16 protein-coding genes and 1 pseudogene are annotated in these 17,623 nt (G+C 66.0%); 6 read left to right on the top strand and 11 right to left on the bottom strand.

Annotated elements, in window-relative coordinates:
- The first annotated feature begins 98 nt into the window (after positions 1 to 98).
- A complete protein-coding gene (locus H7H34_RS12910) occupies positions 99 to 683 on the top strand; it encodes a hypothetical protein (protein WP_185925414.1) in 585 nt (194 codons plus the stop codon).
- Between the two features lie 3 nt (positions 684 to 686).
- On the opposite strand, the gene H7H34_RS12915 is transcribed toward H7H34_RS12910, so the two are convergent.
- Positions 687 to 1,103, bottom strand: coding sequence for a rhodanese-like domain-containing protein (locus H7H34_RS12915; protein WP_120267569.1), 417 nt, complete (start codon positions 1,101 to 1,103; stop codon positions 687 to 689).
- Positions 1,104 to 1,590: 487 nt separating this feature from the next.
- On the opposite strand from H7H34_RS12915, the gene H7H34_RS12920 reads away from it, so the two are divergent.
- Positions 1,591 to 2,667, top strand: coding sequence for a hypothetical protein (locus tag H7H34_RS12920; protein ID WP_185925416.1), 1,077 nt, complete (start codon positions 1,591 to 1,593; stop codon positions 2,665 to 2,667).
- Between the two features lie 14 nt (positions 2,668 to 2,681).
- On the top strand, positions 2,682 to 3,131 hold the full coding sequence (locus H7H34_RS12925) for a hypothetical protein (protein WP_185925417.1): 450 nt from the start codon (positions 2,682 to 2,684) through the stop codon (positions 3,129 to 3,131).
- Positions 3,132 to 3,261: 130 nt separating this feature from the next.
- On the opposite strand, the gene H7H34_RS12930 is transcribed toward H7H34_RS12925, so the two are convergent.
- Positions 3,262 to 4,731 carry a methyl-accepting chemotaxis protein gene (locus H7H34_RS12930; protein WP_120267567.1) on the bottom strand — a complete coding sequence of 490 codons (1,470 nt, stop codon included), beginning with the start codon at positions 4,729 to 4,731 and terminating at the stop codon, positions 3,262 to 3,264.
- Positions 4,732 to 5,068: 337 nt separating this feature from the next.
- Between H7H34_RS12930 and H7H34_RS12935 the strand changes: the two genes are divergently transcribed.
- The gene (locus tag H7H34_RS12935; protein WP_185925418.1) at positions 5,069 to 5,827 is read left to right on the top strand and encodes a DUF599 domain-containing protein; all 759 of its coding nucleotides are present in this window, start codon (positions 5,069 to 5,071) and stop codon (positions 5,825 to 5,827) included.
- A 44-nt stretch (positions 5,828 to 5,871) separates the two neighbouring features.
- Here H7H34_RS12935 and H7H34_RS23740 read toward each other — a convergent pair.
- The 5 genes and pseudogenes from H7H34_RS23740 to H7H34_RS12955 form a co-directional block, all read right to left on the bottom strand.
- Positions 5,872 to 6,951 (bottom strand): annotated as a pseudogene (locus H7H34_RS23740) (adenylate/guanylate cyclase domain-containing protein); the annotation flags it as partial.
- 461 nt (positions 6,952 to 7,412) lie between these two features.
- Positions 7,413 to 8,900, bottom strand: coding sequence for a ribosome biogenesis GTPase Der (gene der, locus H7H34_RS12940; protein ID WP_120267564.1), 1,488 nt, complete (start codon positions 8,898 to 8,900; stop codon positions 7,413 to 7,415).
- 142 nt (positions 8,901 to 9,042) lie between these two features.
- Positions 9,043 to 10,407: an outer membrane protein assembly factor BamB family protein gene (locus tag H7H34_RS12945; RefSeq protein WP_185925419.1), complete on the bottom strand. Its 1,365-nt coding sequence runs from the start codon at positions 10,405 to 10,407 to the stop codon at positions 9,043 to 9,045.
- Positions 10,407 to 11,078 (bottom strand): tetratricopeptide repeat protein, encoded by a 672-nt coding sequence (locus H7H34_RS12950; RefSeq protein WP_185925420.1) that lies wholly within the window; start codon positions 11,076 to 11,078, stop codon positions 10,407 to 10,409. The genes H7H34_RS12945 and H7H34_RS12950 overlap by 1 nt, the downstream gene beginning before the upstream one ends.
- A gap of 194 nt (positions 11,079 to 11,272) precedes the next feature.
- Positions 11,273 to 11,851: an NnrU family protein gene (locus H7H34_RS12955; protein ID WP_185925421.1), complete on the bottom strand. Its 579-nt coding sequence runs from the start codon at positions 11,849 to 11,851 to the stop codon at positions 11,273 to 11,275.
- A gap of 255 nt (positions 11,852 to 12,106) precedes the next feature.
- Here H7H34_RS12955 and H7H34_RS12960 point away from each other — a divergent pair, with 255 nt between their 5' ends.
- Positions 12,107 to 12,382, top strand: a complete 276-nt coding sequence (locus H7H34_RS12960) for a PilZ domain-containing protein (protein WP_120267560.1) — start codon at positions 12,107 to 12,109, stop codon at positions 12,380 to 12,382.
- A gap of 37 nt (positions 12,383 to 12,419) precedes the next feature.
- Here the strand turns inward: H7H34_RS12960 and H7H34_RS12965 are convergent, their stop codons facing one another.
- Both H7H34_RS12965 and H7H34_RS12970 read right to left on the bottom strand, forming a co-directional pair.
- Positions 12,420 to 13,292: an EamA family transporter gene (locus H7H34_RS12965; RefSeq protein ID WP_185925422.1), complete on the bottom strand. Its 873-nt coding sequence runs from the start codon at positions 13,290 to 13,292 to the stop codon at positions 12,420 to 12,422.
- Positions 13,293 to 13,402: 110 nt separating this feature from the next.
- Positions 13,403 to 14,023 (bottom strand): nitroreductase family protein, encoded by a 621-nt coding sequence (locus H7H34_RS12970; RefSeq protein ID WP_097176205.1) that lies wholly within the window; start codon positions 14,021 to 14,023, stop codon positions 13,403 to 13,405.
- 126 nt (positions 14,024 to 14,149) lie between these two features.
- Here H7H34_RS12970 and H7H34_RS12975 point away from each other — a divergent pair, with 126 nt between their 5' ends.
- Positions 14,150 to 15,043 (top strand): LysR family transcriptional regulator, encoded by an 894-nt coding sequence (locus tag H7H34_RS12975; RefSeq protein WP_185925423.1) that lies wholly within the window; start codon positions 14,150 to 14,152, stop codon positions 15,041 to 15,043.
- A gap of 6 nt (positions 15,044 to 15,049) precedes the next feature.
- Here H7H34_RS12975 and H7H34_RS12980 read toward each other — a convergent pair whose 3' ends face one another.
- Positions 15,050 to 16,276 (bottom strand): MFS transporter, encoded by a 1,227-nt coding sequence (locus H7H34_RS12980; protein ID WP_185925424.1) that lies wholly within the window; start codon positions 16,274 to 16,276, stop codon positions 15,050 to 15,052.
- Positions 16,277 to 16,527: 251 nt separating this feature from the next.
- Positions 16,528 to 17,619, bottom strand: a complete 1,092-nt coding sequence (gene arsB, locus H7H34_RS12985) for an ACR3 family arsenite efflux transporter (RefSeq protein WP_209006215.1) — start codon at positions 17,617 to 17,619, stop codon at positions 16,528 to 16,530.
- Positions 17,620 to 17,623 lie beyond the last annotated feature (4 nt).

Below are 17,623 nucleotides of genomic sequence, written 5' to 3' on the forward strand. Positions count from 1 at the left end.
CTCCCGTCTCCGCCGGTCATAACGCCGGCATCACGCAACCCTTCGTAAATCTGGCAGGGTTAGAATGCTGTCCTCAATCCCCGCTCCCGCAAGGTCCGATGAACCCGTTCCCGTTGCAAGCCTTCAGACAGGCACTCGCTGCGAGCCTGTCGCTCTTCTTCGCCACGGCCGGGACGGCTCTCCCCGCCGCGGCGGACGGCTACGCCTACCGGGTCGCCAATACGGTCGTGGTGAGCGGAAGCGAAGGCAACCTCAAGGTCGTGCCAGGAGAACTCGACCAGCGCATCGTGCATATCGAGCGCCGCGAGAATGGCGATGAGCTGCTGCTCGACATCGGTACCACCTTGAAATTATGGAGAATTCCCGACGGGTTGGCCCGCATTACCTGGCCTCACAGCAAGGGGATGTCGCTGTCGCGCGAGGACGCCATCGCGCTGGCAGGCCGCGAGAATGCCGCGGACGTGCTCGCCTGGGGCGCGGATGTCAGCTGGCCGCAGATCGGTCCCGTGATGCTTATCCTCTTCGAGGCCGGGCCGGAAAGCTATGGCGGACTGTTGTCCAGCGCGCCGGCCGGGATCCCCATCTTGCGGCAGATGATGTTCCAGACGGTGGACCCGCGGGCGCGCCCGCGCAGCCCCAGCGCCGCTCAGGCGCCCCTCGGCGTCGAAACGCTGCCCAACTGAGCTTCAGGCCTTTTTCGGTTCGCCGCCCGGCAGATCCACCGGCCCGCCGGCCTCCCGCCAGGCAGAAAACCCGCCGGCGACATGCGCAACCGGGGCAAGGCCCATCTGCTGCACGGCGTGCGTTGCCAGCGCCGAACGCCAGCCCGCGGCGCAGAAGAACACGAACCGCTTGTCCTCGCCGAAGACGGGTTTGAAATAGGGGCTTTCCGGGTCGATCCAGAACTCCAGCATGCCGCGCGGCGCGTGCACCGCGCCGGGGACACGGCCCTCGCGCTCCAATTCGCGGATGTCGCGGATATCCACGAAGACGACACCGGGATCGCCATGCAGCGCCACGGCCTCGCCGACCTCCAGCGTCTCGACGGCGGCGTTGGCCTCCTCGAGCAAGGCCTTGTATCCCTTGGTGATCTGTCCCGCCATCGCTCTCTCCCTGCACTCCGGCACGCTCCACCCGGCTCCCGGGCGGGACGCCATGTTTGCCGAGCCACCGGCGCAGGGCAAGCCCTGTCCCCGCCGAAGCCGGGCAGCAAGACGCGAAAAGGGCGCGGATTTCTCCGCGCCCTTGATAATTCCCGCAGTTCGTTAAGCTGACCGCCCTTGCGCCTCCGCTTTCGCGGGCGCGGCACCGCCTTAGTTTGCGATGGCCACGGTCGCGGGGGTGACATCCCCGCCGAACACATACATCAGCGCAAGCGCGCCACCCGCCAGGAGAACGACCCAAGCCGTTACACCCCAACAGGATTTCTGAACCTGTTCGTCCATGAAGTTCCTTGTTGCCCGAGTGTGGCGGCGCGTGTTTTGCCCCCAAGCGCCGCGTTCGGTCTGCAGCGGGATTTAACGATTTGGCAATTATTTCGCAAGCGCAAAAAATGTGCGAGCTGACCTGCACGTCACGCATGACAGTTCGATGACCCTCGCCAATCCTCTCGCGATTCTTGCGCGCAAGCGTCTCGAAATTTTGCGACGAGCTCTCGAAATCCGTATCGAATTTCGAAAATTTTCGAGACTCCCGTCTCGAAATCGCGACCCGGCGTCGCCGCCGAAAACAGGGATAAGCGCCGGCGCAGACAAGCAGTCGATCGGACACGCAGCCAACGGGGATAGTTGGCCCACCGTTAAAGTTGACAAATTGACTCCAGTTATTTTTGCCCGGAGTTTGCGCCAAGGGCGGGTGCTGCTCGTCCGTTCGGCCCACAAGCGAAAGGCCTGCTGCTTGAAAAGATCGATAGCTCTCTTGCTCGCGCTTGCGCTCGCACCGGCTTATGGCCCCTCGTCTGCGACAGCTGCCACAGCGGCCCCCTTTACCGGCCAACCGGCCTGCACCGGATCGACGCTGAGCGAGGAGCAACGGCAGACGCTCATGCGCGACTACTACCGCCTCGTGAAGGCGAGCTACCGCGAACTCAAGGAAAGTGCCCGACGGGTGACCGCCGCCAAGGCGATCGAGGAACAGAAAGCTCTCGCGGACGAGCTTGGCGAGCGCCATCAGCGACTTCGCGAGGAGCAGGAGCGTATAATCGGCCAGCTGCCGAAGTGCTCCTCGATCACCCGGAAGGAGTATTTCGAAAAAAACTTCCTCGGCGCCATCGTCTACAAGATCGACATGTCGATGTACTCGGCCAGAGAACTCGTCGACTTGACGCGAGAGAGGGTGGAAGCGCAGATCCGCGACGCTGAGATCATCGCGCGCGCCACGGGCGCACCGTTCTTCATGGGATTCCCCTGCGACGTCGCGGCCCCGGACGACGATTATGCGCGAAGGCGGGTGCTGCTCGCCCGCTACGAATACATGAAGGAATTCACTGAAAACGGGATCGGCAGTTTTCTTGAGACCGCCGAACGGTCACGCGACGACCGGCAATTCAGCCGAGCAGTCGAGCGTCTCTACGATTCTACCTACACCGCCGAACAGGCGGAAAGCGAGCAAACCGTCTGCAACCCCGGGGTCGCAGATCAGTACGAGAAGAAATTGCTTCAGGAATAAGAGGTTAAGTGACAATGGCAGAAAAACTCGGATTTCAGCACAACCTCCAAGACGCCTTCAGGTTCTATAACAACGCGAACGACCAAGAAATTCTCAATAGGATGGCACACAACGCCGGTGCAGCGGCCGCGAGCCCAGGTGCTGTCGAAGGAGCACGATTGCTTTATGAAAATTATCTTCTCCAGGAGGTAAGGCAAGGCCGCGAAACACTCAGGCATGAAGCATTCAACTTCATCGAAACCGATCCGCAGGAGTCCGTATTCTACAACAATGGAGATGTAGACCCAGAATATGTCTCGAGCTCTTTGGCCATGATGGGATACGGATTCAACGCAGAATCAAGTATAGAAACTGTATTGGCGGATCATCCGGATTTCATTGAGATCGATAACTATTCCGAGGGCGTCGACTTCATTGCTGAAGTTCTGGAGCAGTTGTTCATTGACGATCAATGGGCCTTTTAGAAGACCACAGCCCCTTCAGCCAGATCGTGTGAACGAACCGGACCGGACGCCGATCAGATCATTCTTGCCCCGGCGGCTGGCACGATGCCGCCGCCGGATTTTCACTCGACCAGCAAGGCCGCAGGCCTGCTTACGCGATGGAGCGGGAGGCCTCGCGAACCTTTACCGTGGCATGTTCGACCCGCTCGGTCTCCGCCGACAGCGACTGCATGTTGCCGCTGATCGCAACGACGCCGGCATGGGCCTGCTGCATGTTGCCGGAAATATCGCGGGTCACGGCGGACTGCTGCTCGATCGCCGCGGCGACGCTTGCCGAAATATCGCTGATCTCCTGAATGATCTGCATGATCGCCTGGATGGAGCCCTCTGCCTCGGAAGAGGATTCCTGCACGGACGCAATGCGCGAGCTGATGTCCTCGGTTGCCTTCGAGGTCTGCGCCGCAAGGTTCTTGACCTCGCCGGCCACCACGGCGAACCCCTTGCCGGCTTCTCCGGCGCGGGCGGCCTCGATGGTGGCGTTGAGCGCCAGGAGATTGGTCTGCGAGGCGATGCTGTCGATCAGTTCCAGCACCTCGCCGATCTTGCGGGCATTGGCCGCAAGCCCGGTCATGACGGCCGAGGAATTGCGTGCCTCCTCGACGGCGCGCCCGGCCACGTGCATAGCCTGGTCCACCTGCCGGTTGATCTCACCGATGGAGGCGACGAGCTCTTCCGTCGCGGAGGCGACCGCCTGCACATTGCCGGAGGCCTGCAAGGACGAGGCGGAGGCGTCGGCCGCCTGGGCGCTCGCCTGGGTAATCGCGGCGACAACGGAGTCCAGATCGCCGTCGATCTGCTTCTGAACGGCCTCGCGGCGCCGTCGCAGCTGCACCTGCGCCGTGCGGTCGGTGGCGAACTTGACCACCTTCACCGGTTTGCCGTCCTCGTCGAGGATCGGATTGTAGCTCGCCTGGATCCAGACTTCCTTGCCGCCCTTGCCGAAGCGAAGAAACTCATTCGCCTGGAAGCGGCCGCTGCGCAGCTCTTCCCAGAACCGGCGATACTCGGGGCTGCGGGCGTAGTCCTCGCTGACGAACATGCGGTGGTTCTTGCCGACGATCTCGTCGAGCCGATAGCCCATGGCCTTCAGGAAGTTGTCGTTGGCATCCAGGATCGTGCCGTCCATCGAGAAGCTGATCACGGCCTGCGAGCGGCGGATCGCGTCGATCTCGCCGGCCACCTCGAGGCTGCGCCGCTTTGCATCGGTGATGTTGGCGGCGATCTTCACCACCCGCACGGTGCGCCCGGCGCGGTCGAAGACCGGATTGTAGGTGGCCTGCAGCCAGATATCCCGGCCGTCCTTGCCGATGCGGCGGAACTCGCCGGAGCGCAGAGCGCCGCCCCCCAGAGAAGACCAGAAGGCGCGATACTCTTCGCTCTCGCGATCGGCGCGCCTCACGAACATGCTGTGATGCTTGCCACGGATTTCCTCAAGTCGGTAACCAACCGCCTTCAGGAAATTCTCGTTGGCATCGATGATGGTGCCGTCCGGGCTGAATTGAATGATCGCCTGTGACCGACCGATAGCCTCGATAAACGCCATCTTTTTATCGTAGAACATGGAGTCATTCTCCCGAGAACTCAACTCGGGCAGCGTACTACCGATCGTATTTAGAAACTCCTAATCCGATTAAATAAATCAAGCTCCCATAATAATACTATGGGACTATAATGTATAAAATTTTATCCAAAACCGACAGTATATAAGTAAAATACCTCAACGGCACTTCTGAATAAAACGCCGGAAATTTCTTCCCTCGCATTTTGCCGCACAAAAGGGCAAAAAACGACGGGAAAGGCATCGGGGCGTTCCCGTATGCAGGCGGTTGATCCTTATCGCATACGAGGCCAGACTTCGGCAGAAAAATACCGTAACGGAACATCCAAGGACAGCGAAAATGATCAACCTGGCCGGAACGGATCTGGCGGCACTGGCCTGGTTCATCGCCGCGTGGCTGGGATTCAACGTTCTGGTGGAGCTGTCACCGCTGAAAAGACGCACCCTGTCCTATCAGATGAACATGCATCGCCGCGGCTGGATGGAGATGATGAGTCGCCGCCCGGTGCGGATCATGGATGTGGGGATCGCCGCCGGCCTGCAGCAGGGTACGGGCTTTTTCGCCTCCACCTCGCTGCTGGCGATCGGTGGCTGCTTCGCGCTGCTGACCTCGACCGATTCGATCCTGAAGATGATGAGCGATCTCGGCCTCAAGGGCGGCGGCAACCCGGCGCTGTGGGAGCTGAAGGTGATCGGCCTGACGCTGATCTACGCCTATGCCTTCTTCAAGTTCGGCTGGGCCTACCGGCTGTTCAACTATGCCACGATCCTGATGGGGGCGATGCCGGAGGAGAATGCGCCCGAGTTGCATCGCCGCGCCTTCGCCGAGAAGGCGGCCGGGATCATGGTGCTCGCCGGCACGCATTTCAATCGCGGCCAGCGGGCCTTCTTCTTCTCCGTCGGCTATCTCGGCTGGTTCGTCGACCCGCGCGTGTTCATGGCCACCACGCTCTTCGTGGTCTGCGTGCTGGCCCGCCGTCAGTTCGCCTCCAGGGCAAGGGCGCTGGCAGCCGAATTGCACCAGCTGCCATCCGCCCCGATCGAACCGGCCGGCGGCATGAACACCGATACGGGCTCCTCGAACCCCTTCACCCGGTAGCTGCCGAGCGCGCCGGCATGGCACCCCATCAGGTCGGCGATGGCATCCGAGACGAGAATGTCCTGTTCCAGGTCGCGGGTCAGCGCGGCGATGCGCGCGGCGAGATTGACCACCGGCCCGACGACCGTGAAGTCGAGCCGCGCCTCGGCCCCGACATTGCCGAAGAACACATCTCCCGCATGCAGCGCGATACCGACGCGCAGGGGCGGCTTCTCGGCGCAGCAGTCGCGGTTCATCTCTGAGAGCGAGGCCGTTGCCTCGCGCGCGGCCAGCAGCGCCTGACGCGCCGCATGGCGGGCACTGTCCTCGCTGGCATAGGGGAAGACCGCCATCACCTCGTCGCCGATGAACTTCAGCACTTCCCCGTCATGGGCCTCGACCGCGCGGGTGACGGCATCGAAATAACCGTTGAGCAGGCTGATCAGCTTGTCGCCCGGCAGCACGTTGGACAATTCGGTATAGCCGCGCAGGTCGAAAAAGCCGACCACGGCGGAAATCGTCTCGCCGTCGCCGCGCTTGACCGTACCGGCGAGCACCCGCGCGCCCGCGCGCCGGCCGACATAGGTGTCGAGCAGCGTGTGGCTCATCCGCTTCAGCGTGTAGAGCTCGCACAGGAGCGCCAGCGGCCGGGCGATCGTGTCGAGCAGCGAGATCTCCGCGCCGGAAAAGCCGCCCGTGCGGCGGGTGGCAAAGGTGACGCCCTTCACCGTGCCGTCGGAAAACGGCAGGGGCAGCGCGACATAATCGGTGTACCCGGCCTCCAGCAGCTCCGGCACGATGCCGTAGGCCGGCAGCTCGCCGCCCGCGCGCAGGCGAATGCGCACGCTGCGGCGCTCGGAGAACACCACCTTGAAGGGGCTGTTGTCGTAGGCCTTGATGCTCTCAGCCGTCTCCATGTAACGGCGCAGCTCGATGCCCTGCTCCGCCGTCCAGGTGATGCCTTCGGTGCGCACGTTGGGGTGCATCACCGAAATGCCGGTGACCACCCGGTCGACCTGAACGCCAGCCTCGTTGAGCCGCATCGCCAGCGTCTCGATCAGCGTCGAGACTTCCTCCACCTGCACCGCGTCGCCATGGAGCCACTCCATGACCTCGGCGGCGACGAGACTTGCACTGATTGTCATGCGCGGCGCCCCTTTGGCGTTACACCGTCCGGCATCCGCAATACCGGCGGCCGTCCCGCGCCGCACACGGCACGAGCAAACTGATTGCGTGCAGGCCCGCCCCGCGCGCGTGTTGTCATGTGGTGCGCGAGGACGCGGAAGGGAAGATGGCAAGGCGCCGCTCCCCTTCACAAGATCCTGATCCCGAAACCGGACCTAGGTCGTGAACTCATAATTCTGTCGAGAAACGGTATGCCCGAACCCGATCGGATACAAGGAGCAAGGCCGCAGGAAACCATTAGGTTTTCAAGGGCTTGCGACGCTGTTGCCGGCGGGTTCCGGCATACCCGAAGGGCGCCGTTCGAGCTTCGATCTGCGGCGTCGGATCGCTCGGCCGGGGGACCTGCCCCGGCCATCGTGCTCCTCCTGGCATATCATTGCCCGAACGGACGCCGTTTCCGGCACAATTATGAGTTCACGACCTAGTGGATCTTGCGCTTCTTTGCCTTCGCCGCATAGGGGTTCTCGCCCTTGCGGTAACTGAGGCGGATCGGCGTGCCGGGCATGTTGAACGTCTCGCGCAAGCCGTTGACCAGGTAGCGCGTATAGCTCTCCGGCAGCACCTCGGGACGCGAACAGAAGACGACGAAATGCGGCGGGCGCGCCTTCACCTGGGTGACGTAGCGCAGCTTGATGCGCCGGCCGGCCACCGCCGGGGGCGGATGGTGGACCAGCACGCCGTCGAGCCAGCGGTTGAGACGCGAGGTCGACACGCGCCGGTTCCACATGTCGTAGGACTGGAAGGCCGCGTCCATCAGCTTGTCGAGGCCGCGCCCGTGCAGGCCCGACAGGGTGACGATGCGCACGCCGCGGATCTGGTTGAGATAGCGCTCGGTCGCATCGGAGATGCGCTGCATCGCCTCGGCGTGGTCCTCGATCAGGTCCCACTTGTTGATGGCGATCACCACGGCGCGGCCTTCGCGCGCGACGAGGTCGATGATCTGCAGGTCCTGCTTCTCGAAGGGAATGGTCGCATCCAGCGTGACGATGACCACCTCGGCGAACTTGATCGCGCGCAGCGCGTCGGCGACGGAGAGCTTTTCCAGCTTCTCCTGCACCCGCGCCTTGCGGCGGATGCCGGCGGTGTCGAACATCTTCACGTGCCGGTCGCGCCAGACCCAGTCGACGGAGATGGAATCGCGCGTGATGCCGGCTTCCGGGCCGGTGAGCAGGCGCTCTTCGCCCAGGAACCGGTTGATCAGCGTCGACTTGCCCGCATTGGGACGGCCGACGACGGCCACGCGCAAGGGACGCTGGGCACTGCCGGCGGGCGGGCCCTTGTCCTCTTCTTCCACGACCTCGCCATCCTCGTCGGTGGCAAGCTCGACATCGGTCTCGGCGATCTCGCCCGGCGGCAGCGCCGCTTCCGCGGCCCGCGCCTCGGCGGCAATCAGGGCTTCCTCGCGCTCCTCCACCGCATCGACCACCGGCCGCAGCGCCTGGTAGAGATCGGCCAGGCCCTCGCCGTGCTCGGCGGACATGGCCACCGGCTCGCCGAAGCCGAGGCTGTAGGCCTCGTAGAGCCCGCTCTCGCCCGAGCGCCCTTCCGCCTTGTTGGCGATCAGGATGACGGTCTTGTCGCTCCGCCGCAGCACGTTGGCGAAATGACTGTCGCTCGGCGTGATGCCCGCGCGCGCATCGATCACGAACAGCACCGCATCGGCATCGGCGATGGCTTCGTCGGTCTGGGCCCGCATGCGACCCTCGAGGCTGGCGGCGTCCGCCTCCTCGAGACCGGCAGTGTCGAGGATGGTGAAGCGCAGATCTCCGAGGCGCGCGTCGCCCGGACGGCGATCACGGGTCACGCCCGGCGTGTCGTCCACCAGCGCCAGCCGCTTGCCGACCAGACGGTTGAAAAGGGTGGACTTGCCGACGTTCGGGCGTCCGATGATGGCGATCTTGGCAGGCACGGTCCTGTAACCCCGGAAATGGCGAAAGCCCGGGCGGAATACACCCGCCGCGGGCCTGGATCAAATGAAGCATCCCGCGCCGGCACGGACGCGGGATGCGAGAAGCGAAGGAGCCGGCCGGGCGATGCGCGCCCGCGCCCCGTCAGTTGAACGCGACGACGTCGCCCTTGGAGGTGATGGTCACCATCCGTCCGCCGGCGATGATCGGGGTCACGTAGATGTCTTCGGATGTCTGCGACACGCCGAGCACACGGCCCGAGGTGGCATCCACCCGCACAAGCCGGCCGTCGCTGGAGGCCGCGACGAGCACGCCGTTGGCGAGCACCGGGCCGGCCCAGTTGATGCGGCTCTTCTTCTTGCCTTCGACATTCGGCAACACGGTGCGCCACAGCGGCTTGCCGGTGGAGCGCTCCAGCGCAACCATGCGGTCCTCGATATCGATCAGGAACACGCTGCCGCCGGACACGATGGGCGTATGCAGCGACCCGACGTCCTGCTCCCACACGCGCTCGCCGTTGCGCAGCCGCGAGGCGACGAGACGGCCCGACACGCCGGAGGCGAAGACCATGTCGCCATTGACGACGGGGCTGGCCGAAACGTCGGTGAAGCCGGAGACCGCACGGGTGCGGTAGGAGCGGGTCACGCCCTCGACCCATTTCGGCTCGCCGTTCTTCATGTCGAGCGCCATCACCTCGCCGGAGGTGAAGGGCACGATGACGGTGCCGCTGGAAATCGCCGGATTGGCGAAGGCGAGCAAGCCGCTGCTTTCGGCGATGCCGGCATAGGTCCAGCGCTCTGCGCCGTCGTCCTGGGCCGCCGCATGAACCTCACCGGTCTGGGTGACGGCGACGACCGTGCCGCCGGCCGCGGCCGGGGCCTGGCGGGCCGGAGCGTTGATGCTCTTGGTCCAAAGCACCGCGCCGGACGAGGCGTCCAGTGCGACGAGCTGGCTGTAGCCGGTGGCGACGAAGACGCGGCCGCCATCGACGGCGACGCCGCCGCCGGATGCAACGCCGCTCTCGCCCTCGGGCCGCAGCGAGCGGCGCCACAGGCGGCCGCCATTGGTCGACAGTGCGGTCACATCGCCATTCTGGTTGTAGACGAAGATGCGGCCATTGTCGGAAACGGGACGCGCGGCAATGCGCACGGTGCCGGAGAACATGCCGCCGCCGCTGCCGCCGACGGAGGCACGCCACGCACGGCCGCCGGAGATCGAGGCCGCGACATTGCCGGAATTGTTGCCGGCATCACCCCCGCCCTGCCGCCATTCGACGGAGCTGGCCGAGCCGATGCTGGCGGTCTTGTTGCCTTCCTCGCCACCCGGAACGGCATTGTCGAACAGCGCCTCGCGCTCGCCCGGCAGGACCGTTTCCTTGGAGAAGGGATTGAGATCGGACAGCGACGAACAGCCGGCCAGCGCCAGCGCCGCCAGCGACAGGGTCGCGGCGCGCAGGAAGGTGCGGGATCCGTTGCGGCCGAACGCGTGACTATTCGCTCGAATGCTCATCAGGAGCCCTCCCCGGCCGGCTTGCCTTCGGCGGCGTCGATCAGCTCCAGCAGGGTGCGGGCGCGCGAAGCCACGTCGCCGGGCACTCCCTCCTGGTCGAGAATACCGCCGAGCCAGCGGCGGGCGGCGGCCGTGTCGTTCTGCTTCCAGGCGGCCAGCGCCAGCGCCTCGCGGGCAAGGAACCGCCAGGCATTGTCGTCGCCCGACAGCGCCTCGAGACGCTGCGAAGCGCCGGAATAGTCTTCAATGTCGAGCGACAGGTAGCCCGCGCGCAGGCGGGCAATATCGCGAAGCAGCGGCGCGGCGCTGGTGTCTGCGGCGATCGCGTCGAAGGCGGCGATGGCGCCGGCCTTGTCGTCCGCCTGCGCCTTCAGCGCGGCAGCGCGCATGCCGGCGAGCTGCGGATAGCCGCCGGGACCGTTCGCCAGTTCCGCAAGCCGTGCTTCAGCCTCGGCAAAATTGCCCTGATCGGCAAGACGGGCAGCGCTCACATAGATGTCGCCAGCCTCGCGGCCCGCGCTCTCCTGCCAGTAAAGCCAGCCGCGCCAGCCGGCGGTAGCGGCAACGATGAGGACAGCAACGGCGATCAGGTAGGTACCGAAACGGTTCCACAGGCGCTTGTAGCGCTCGTGCCTGATCTCCTCGTCGACCTCGCGAAAAATGTCCGACATACGCTGCGAATTCCCGATACTTGAGAAATGCGCCGCCCGGTCTGCCGGAGCGGCGCGGCGCCACCATATCCATTTGACCTTTCACTGGCAAACGGCAGTGACCGCTTCGAAAGGCGGCAGGCACCGAAATGAGCGCGCGCCTCTCCCCTTGCGCGTCTTCGTGGCGCAAGTGAGGCAGGTCACGCGGCGTCTCCTTAGACGACCGGCACGCCGATCAGCAGTTCGTGCAGGTAGAAGACGAAAGCGAGATAGAGGCCAAGGCCGACGACGAGCGAGACGATGTCGCCGGCTGCCGACGGCGCGCCCGCCGCAGCCCCGCCCAGGGTCGCCGGGCGCCGCTTCAGCGAAATCCGGTCGATCACCGCCCAGGCAAGGAAGCTGGCGAAGAGCAGAACCGAGGCCAGATCGCCATTGGCCAGAAGATGGGCTAAGGCCCAGATCTTCACCGCCAGCACCATGGGATGCTTGACCGCCTTCTTGATCCGCCCGGTCGGCGCGCCGGAGGCGACCAGAAAGACGAAGACCGGCAGCATCAAGAGCATGGTGACATGCCGCATCCACACCGGCGGATCGTAGAGAAGCGGCGAGCCTTCCGCCCGCGCCGCGCCATAGCCGTAGACCAGCAGCGCGAAGCCGGCGAGCGAGGCGATGGTGAAGGCAATGCGATAGCCGCCGGCGCCGAGCCGGGCCCTCAGGCTGTCGCGCAGATCGGTCATCATCGGAACGGCATGCACGCCGATAAAGACGATGAGTCCCAGGACGAGCAATGTCATGGCGATGAAGTCTCCCTCTGTGTGCGGTCAGGGTTGACCTGCCGTAGCGCCAGGGTCAAGCCGCAGGGACGACCAAGGCCGGCAAGTTTCGCGCAAGGGACCTCACTGTTGCAAGAAAACGACGGGCGCCGCCGTTATTCCGTTGCCCCGGTCAATCCGCAAAAAACCCGATTATCGGCCTAATCCAGCCGCAACCAGCTTGGAGAATCACTGCAAGAGGGGCCATAGTTCGCCCGATTTGGGAGGCCGGATGAGATGACGATTCGCGACAGGCGGAGCAGTCCGCGTCACCGCACGCTGAAAAGCGGACGGATCGTCGTGGATGGCGGGGCGAAAATCCACGAATGCCGCGTCCGCAACCTGTCCGAAGACGGTGCCCTGCTGAAGCTTCCGAGCACCGCCGAGATCCCCGACCGCTTCGAGCTGCGCATCGTCAACGAAGATATCGTCGTCACCGCCATCGTGCGCTGGCGCACCGCAACCGAACTCGGCATCCAGTTCGAGAGCGAGGACGACGAGACGGCGGGCTGAGCCGCCGTCCCGCAAGGTTCGTCCCGACACGTTTTCCTCAAGGCTGGGGCGCAGCCGGCACGGCCCCGCGCCGCACCGCGACCTGCGCGGCCCAGACGCCTGCCAGCACCAGCGCGACACCGGCGATCTGCGCCGGGGCGAGCGCCTGGCCGAGCAGTCCCCAGCCGAGCAGAACCGCGGTGGTGGGGCTGAGGAAGCCGAGCGAGGCGACAGCCGAGGGCTCCAGCCGCGAGATGCCGCGGAACCACAGCACATAGGTCAGCGCGCTGGACAGGCTCATGTAGAGGAAGCCGACCATGTTGCGCGCGCTCGGCGCGGGCGGCAGCGGCTCCAGCACGGCAGCCATCGCCACCAGCAGCACCCCGCCGGCGAGAAGCTGCCAGGCCGCGAAGACGAGCGGGGAGACCGGCGGCTGCCAGCGACGGGTGAGCACCGTGCCCAGCGCCATCGACACCGCACCGCCCAGCGCCGCCGCGATGCCCACCGCATCGAGCGCCGCCTCGTTGCGCAGCACCAGCAAGGCGACCCCGCACAGGCCGGCAAGGGCGGCGAGAACCGCAAGGGGCCGGATCGCGCTGCCGAGAACAACGGCGGCCACGAAGATGACGATGAGCGGCTGGACCGCGCCGACCGTCGCGGCGATGCCGCCGGGCAGCCGGTAGGCGGCAATGAACAGCAGCACCATGAAGATGGCAAAGTTCAACGCGCCCAGCACGAAGGACCGCCAGATCCACTCCCCGCGCGGCAACTGGCGCACCAGCAGCAGCAGGAGCAGACCGGCAGGCAGGACGCGGGCGGCGGACACGAAAACCGGATGGCCGGGAGGCAGCAGCTCGGTCGTGACGATGTAGGTGCTGCCCCAGACCACCGGCGCGAGCGCGGTGGTCAGAAGATCGGAAGCGCGGAACATGACGGGCCTCGTTTGAGGAAGGGCGGGAACGGGCCGGACGGCAGGAACGCCGCCCGGCGATCTTGGCGGGCGCGAGAGGGGCAGACAAGCCCCCTCGCCCAACTGGCAGATCAGGCGTGCGACAGCACCTCGCGGAGCGGACGACGCGGCTTTTGCGGCCAGTTGCCGGGCGCGGCGCGGCCGACGGCGAGCAGCATCACCGGCACTTCGCCCTCGGCGAGATCGAACTCGGCCGTGACGCGGGCCGGATCGAAGCCGACCATCGCACCGCTGGCGAGCCCCCTGGCCGCGGCGGCCACCATCATGAAGGAGGCGGCAAGCGTCGCCGAGCGCACCGCCTCGTCGCGGGCGGCAACCGGGTCCGCGCCATAGGCATCGGCAACGGCGCGGGTCCAGTCGGCGACCATGCCAGCCGGCATGAACCCGGCCTCGACAGACGGGCGCAGCCGCTCGCCGAGACCCTCTGCATCCGGATGGCTGCCGACGATGATGAAGGTGACGGCAGCCTCCGACACCTTGGCCTGACCATAGGCCGCCTCGCGCAGCCGCGCCTTGGCCTCCGGCGAGGCAACGGCGATGAAACGCCAGTTCTGCAGGTTGTAGGCGCTGGGCGCGCGCGTCGCGAGATGGACGAGCTCCTCGACCTCGGCGACGGCAAGGCCGACGGCGGGATCGAACAGGTTGGCCGAGACGCGGCCTTCCAGAAGGGTGGCGATATCGGTGGCGGTCATGGTGCGATTTCTCCGTGAACAGTACCGGGAGCCCGTGCTCCCTGCGTTGCCCAAGAGATATTCCCGTTCCCTATCTGCGATAATCCGGCTATTCATCCAATCACTCGCAACGGATAGTGAATAATCATGGAACAGCTCACCGCACTTCGCATCTTCCGCCGGGTGGTGGACGACGGCTCCTTCGCCGGAGCCGCGCGCAGCCTGTCGCTATCGCCGGCGGCGATCAGCAAGAATGTCGGCGAGTTGGAAGCCCATCTCGGCGTGCGCCTGCTCAACCGCACGACCCGGCGGATGAGCCTGACCGAGCCGGGCCGGCTCTACTATGAGCAGGTGGCCCGCATTCTCGACGATCTCGCCGAGGCGGACGGGTCGATGCAGCCGCTGCGTCACCGGCCGAGCGGCCTGCTGCGGGTTGCGGCGCCGATCAGCCTGACGGTGACCCGCCTGTCGCGCACGTTCACCGCCTTCATGCAGGCCTATCCGGAGGTGGAGATCGACCTGCACCTGGACGACCGGCGGGTCGACCTGGTCAAGGACGGCTTCGACATCGCCATTCGCGGCACGCCGAAGCTGGAGGATTCCAGTCTCGTTGCCCGGCGGCTGATGGTGATGCGCCACGTGATCTGCGGGGCGCCCGGTTATTTCGACAAGGCCGGACGGCCGCGCCACCCGGAGGAGCTGGCGAGCCACCGGATCGTGCAGTTCTCGCTGTCCGGCAATGCCACGGAATGGATGCTGGAGCGCGCGGGCGAGCGCGTGACGATGCCGGTCGCAAGCCGCTACCGGGTGTCGACCAGCCTTGCCGTGCGCGAGGCGCTGCTGGACGGCTACGGCCTGTCGCTGATCCCCGCCCCTTACGTGCGCGAGGAGATCGCCTCCGGGCGGCTGGAGACGGTGCTGGACGGCTGGGCTGCGGCGGATACGCAGGTCTATGCGGTCTATCCCTCGCGCCGCTACCTGCTGCCGAAGGTGCGCGCGCTGATCGACTTCCTGGCCGAGGACCTGCAGGACGAGGCGTGAAAGGCCTTAGCGCGGAGCCTTAAGCGCCGCGAACCAGAAGCCGAGGCACAGCGACAGCGCGCCGACGAAGATCGCCGCCAGCACCGCGCCATAGCCGCCTGAGGCCTGCCACAGCAGCGCGGCGGCGAGCGGGGCGAGCGCCTGCATCAGGTTCATCGGCCCGGTGAGTGAGCCGCTGACCGCGCCATAGGCCTCGCGGCTGACCATCTCCGGCACGGCGAGGCCGCGCACGATGGTGATCATGCCGTTGGCCGCACCGTAGACGGCGGCGACGGCGCCGATCACCAGCACCGAGGGCGGAGCGAAGGCGAGCGCCGCAGCGGCGAGCGGAAAGACGATGACGACCGCCGAGCCGATGACCCGCACGGGTGCCGCCGGTGCCAGCATGCGGATGGCGATGCGCCCGGCGACCTGGGCCGGGCCGATCACCGCCATCACCGCAACGACGCCGGCCGCATCCAGCCCCCGCTCCAGCAGCAGCGGATAGAGATGATAGGTCAGCGAGGAAAACGCCGCCGCATAGGAGACCCAGGCAAGCATCAGGCCCCAATAGGACGGCCGGCGCATCGCCGCCGCCACCGCACGGCGCCCCGAGAGCGGCGCGCTGCCGTCCTCGTACACCGGAGCGGGCGCATCGCGCGCCGGATTGATCGCCAGGAAATAGAGCGAGGCGCACAGCAGGCCGTTGACGCCAGCCATCACCACCAGCGCGCCGCGCCAGCCCTGCGTCTCGATCAGGAGCTGGATGACCGGAATGAAGACGGTGCTGGCGAACCCGCCCCACAGGGTGAGCGCGGTGATGCCGCCGCGCGCCCGCAAGGGGCCGACACGGCGGGCGATGACGGCAAAGGCCGGCTCGTAGAGCGTTGCCGCCTGCAGCATGCCGAGCCCGGCCAGCACCACATAGAAGGCGGTGACCTCTTCCACCTGCGACCAGGCGAGAAGCAGCAGGCCGGCAAGCACGGAGGCGCCCGCCATGATGTAGCGCCCGCGCCCCCGGTCGATGGCCGCGCCGACCGGATAGGCGGCCATGCTGGCGAGCACCACGCCGAGGGTTGCGGCCCCGTAGAGAACCGGCTTGGACCAGCCGAGATCGCCGCGCATCGCCTCGGCGATCAGCGGGAAGCCGTAGAACAGCGTGCCCCAGGAACAGATCTGCGCGATGCCGAGCGCCGTGATGAACCAGCCGGTTCCGGCTGCTTGCGCATCAACGCCAAGGGGGCGCTGCGACATCTCACATGGTCCTTGTGAAACCGGGCCGGAGCGGCGCCGGGCATTGGCGGGTCGAACGTTCGAAACGGGCAGCCGCAGGCAAGAACGGCAAGGGAAAGGCAGGATCGGCGGGGCGGGTACGGTCGGCGCAGTCCTCCCCTGACAGGAACACCGGGCCGCGCCGCACGCCTTCTTCGAAAACCAGAACAAGGGTTACGGCGCAGCTTGCCGCCCGGCAAGAGCTTTCCTTCGCGCGAAACGGCAGGCCGGCGTCAGTCCGCCCTGCCCGCCACCCGCGATCCGCGCTCGTACCAGCCGCGCGACCGGTTGACGATCCACACCACCGACAGCATCACCGGCACCTCGACCAGCACGCCGACGACGGTGGCGAGCGCGGCCCCCGAATTCAGCCCGAACAGGGCGATGGCCGCCGCGACCGCGAGCTCGAAGAAGTTGGAGGCGCCGATCAGGGCGGACGGGCCGGCGACGCAATGCTGCTCGCCAGAGATCCGGTTAAGCAGGTAGGCGAGGCCCGAGTTGAAATAGACCTGGATCAGGATCGGCACGGCGATCAGCGCGATGATCAGCGGCTGGGCGATGATGCGCTCGCCCTGGAAGCCGAAGAGCAGAACCAGGGTCGCCAGAAGCGACACCAGCGAGAGCGGCTGCAGCAGCCCGACCAGCCGGTCGAGCGCCCGCTGTCCGCCGCTCGCCAGCAGTCGGCGGCGCACCAGCTGCGCAACGATCACCGGCAGCACGATATAGAGCACCACCGAGATCAGCAGCGTATCCCAGGGCACCGTGATCGCGGACAGGCCCAGCAGCAGACCGACGATGGGCGCGAAGGCGACGATCATGATCGCATCGTTCAGCGCCACCTGCGACAGGGTGAAATTGGGCTCGCCGCGCGTCAGGCTGGACCACACGAACACCATCGCCGTGCAGGGCGCGGCCGCCAGGATGATCAGGCCGGCGATATAGGAATCGATCTCGCCCTCCGGCAGCCAGGGCCGGAACAGGAAGCCGATGAACAGCCAGCCGAGCAGCGCCATCGAAAATGGCTTCACCGCCCAGTTGATGAACAACGTGACGCCGATACCCCGCCAGAACGTGCCGACCTGGGCCAGCGAGGCGAAATCCACGCGCAGCAGCATCGGCACGATCATCAGCCAGATCAGCACGGCGACCGGCAGGTTGACCTGCGCGACCTCGGCGGAGGCGATTGCGCCGAACACGCCGGGCAGCAGATGCCCGAGGCCGATGCCGGCAACGATGCACAGCGCAACCCAGACCGTGAGGTATTTCTCGAAGAAACCGATGGCCGGGGCATCCTGCGCCTCCGCCACGAGAGCGTGATCCGTCATGTGA

It is taken from the genome of Stappia sp. 28M-7 (genome assembly GCF_014252955.1).
Lineage (GTDB): Bacteria > Pseudomonadota > Alphaproteobacteria > Rhizobiales > Stappiaceae > Stappia.

Excerpts from the sequence above, each read along its gene's own strand:
- H7H34_RS12980 (WP_185925424.1), bottom strand. The coding sequence starts at position 16,276 with ATGTCGCAGCGCCCCCTTGGCGTTGATGCGCAAGCAGCCGGAACCGGC.
- H7H34_RS12945 (WP_185925419.1), bottom strand. The coding sequence starts at position 10,407 with ATGAGCATTCGAGCGAATAGTCACGCGTTCGGCCGCAACGGATCCCGC.
- H7H34_RS12920 (WP_185925416.1), top strand. The coding sequence starts at position 1,591 with ATGACCCTCGCCAATCCTCTCGCGATTCTTGCGCGCAAGCGTCTCGAA.
- H7H34_RS12935 (WP_185925418.1), top strand. The coding sequence starts at position 5,069 with ATGATCAACCTGGCCGGAACGGATCTGGCGGCACTGGCCTGGTTCATC.
- H7H34_RS12930 (WP_120267567.1), bottom strand. The coding sequence starts at position 4,731 with ATGTTCTACGATAAAAAGATGGCGTTTATCGAGGCTATCGGTCGGTCA.
- H7H34_RS12970 (WP_097176205.1), bottom strand. The coding sequence starts at position 14,023 with ATGACCGCCACCGATATCGCCACCCTTCTGGAAGGCCGCGTCTCGGCC.
- H7H34_RS12955 (WP_185925421.1), bottom strand. The coding sequence starts at position 11,851 with ATGACATTGCTCGTCCTGGGACTCATCGTCTTTATCGGCGTGCATGCC.
- arsB (WP_209006215.1), bottom strand. The coding sequence starts at position 17,619 with ATGACGGATCACGCTCTCGTGGCGGAGGCGCAGGATGCCCCGGCCATC.
- H7H34_RS12950 (WP_185925420.1), bottom strand. The coding sequence starts at position 11,078 with ATGTCGGACATTTTTCGCGAGGTCGACGAGGAGATCAGGCACGAGCGC.
- H7H34_RS12965 (WP_185925422.1), bottom strand. The coding sequence starts at position 13,292 with ATGTTCCGCGCTTCCGATCTTCTGACCACCGCGCTCGCGCCGGTGGTC.
- H7H34_RS12915 (WP_120267569.1), bottom strand. The coding sequence starts at position 1,103 with ATGGCGGGACAGATCACCAAGGGATACAAGGCCTTGCTCGAGGAGGCC.
- H7H34_RS12975 (WP_185925423.1), top strand. The coding sequence starts at position 14,150 with ATGGAACAGCTCACCGCACTTCGCATCTTCCGCCGGGTGGTGGACGAC.
- H7H34_RS12960 (WP_120267560.1), top strand. The coding sequence starts at position 12,107 with ATGACGATTCGCGACAGGCGGAGCAGTCCGCGTCACCGCACGCTGAAA.
- H7H34_RS12925 (WP_185925417.1), top strand. The coding sequence starts at position 2,682 with ATGGCAGAAAAACTCGGATTTCAGCACAACCTCCAAGACGCCTTCAGG.
- H7H34_RS12910 (WP_185925414.1), top strand. The coding sequence starts at position 99 with ATGAACCCGTTCCCGTTGCAAGCCTTCAGACAGGCACTCGCTGCGAGC.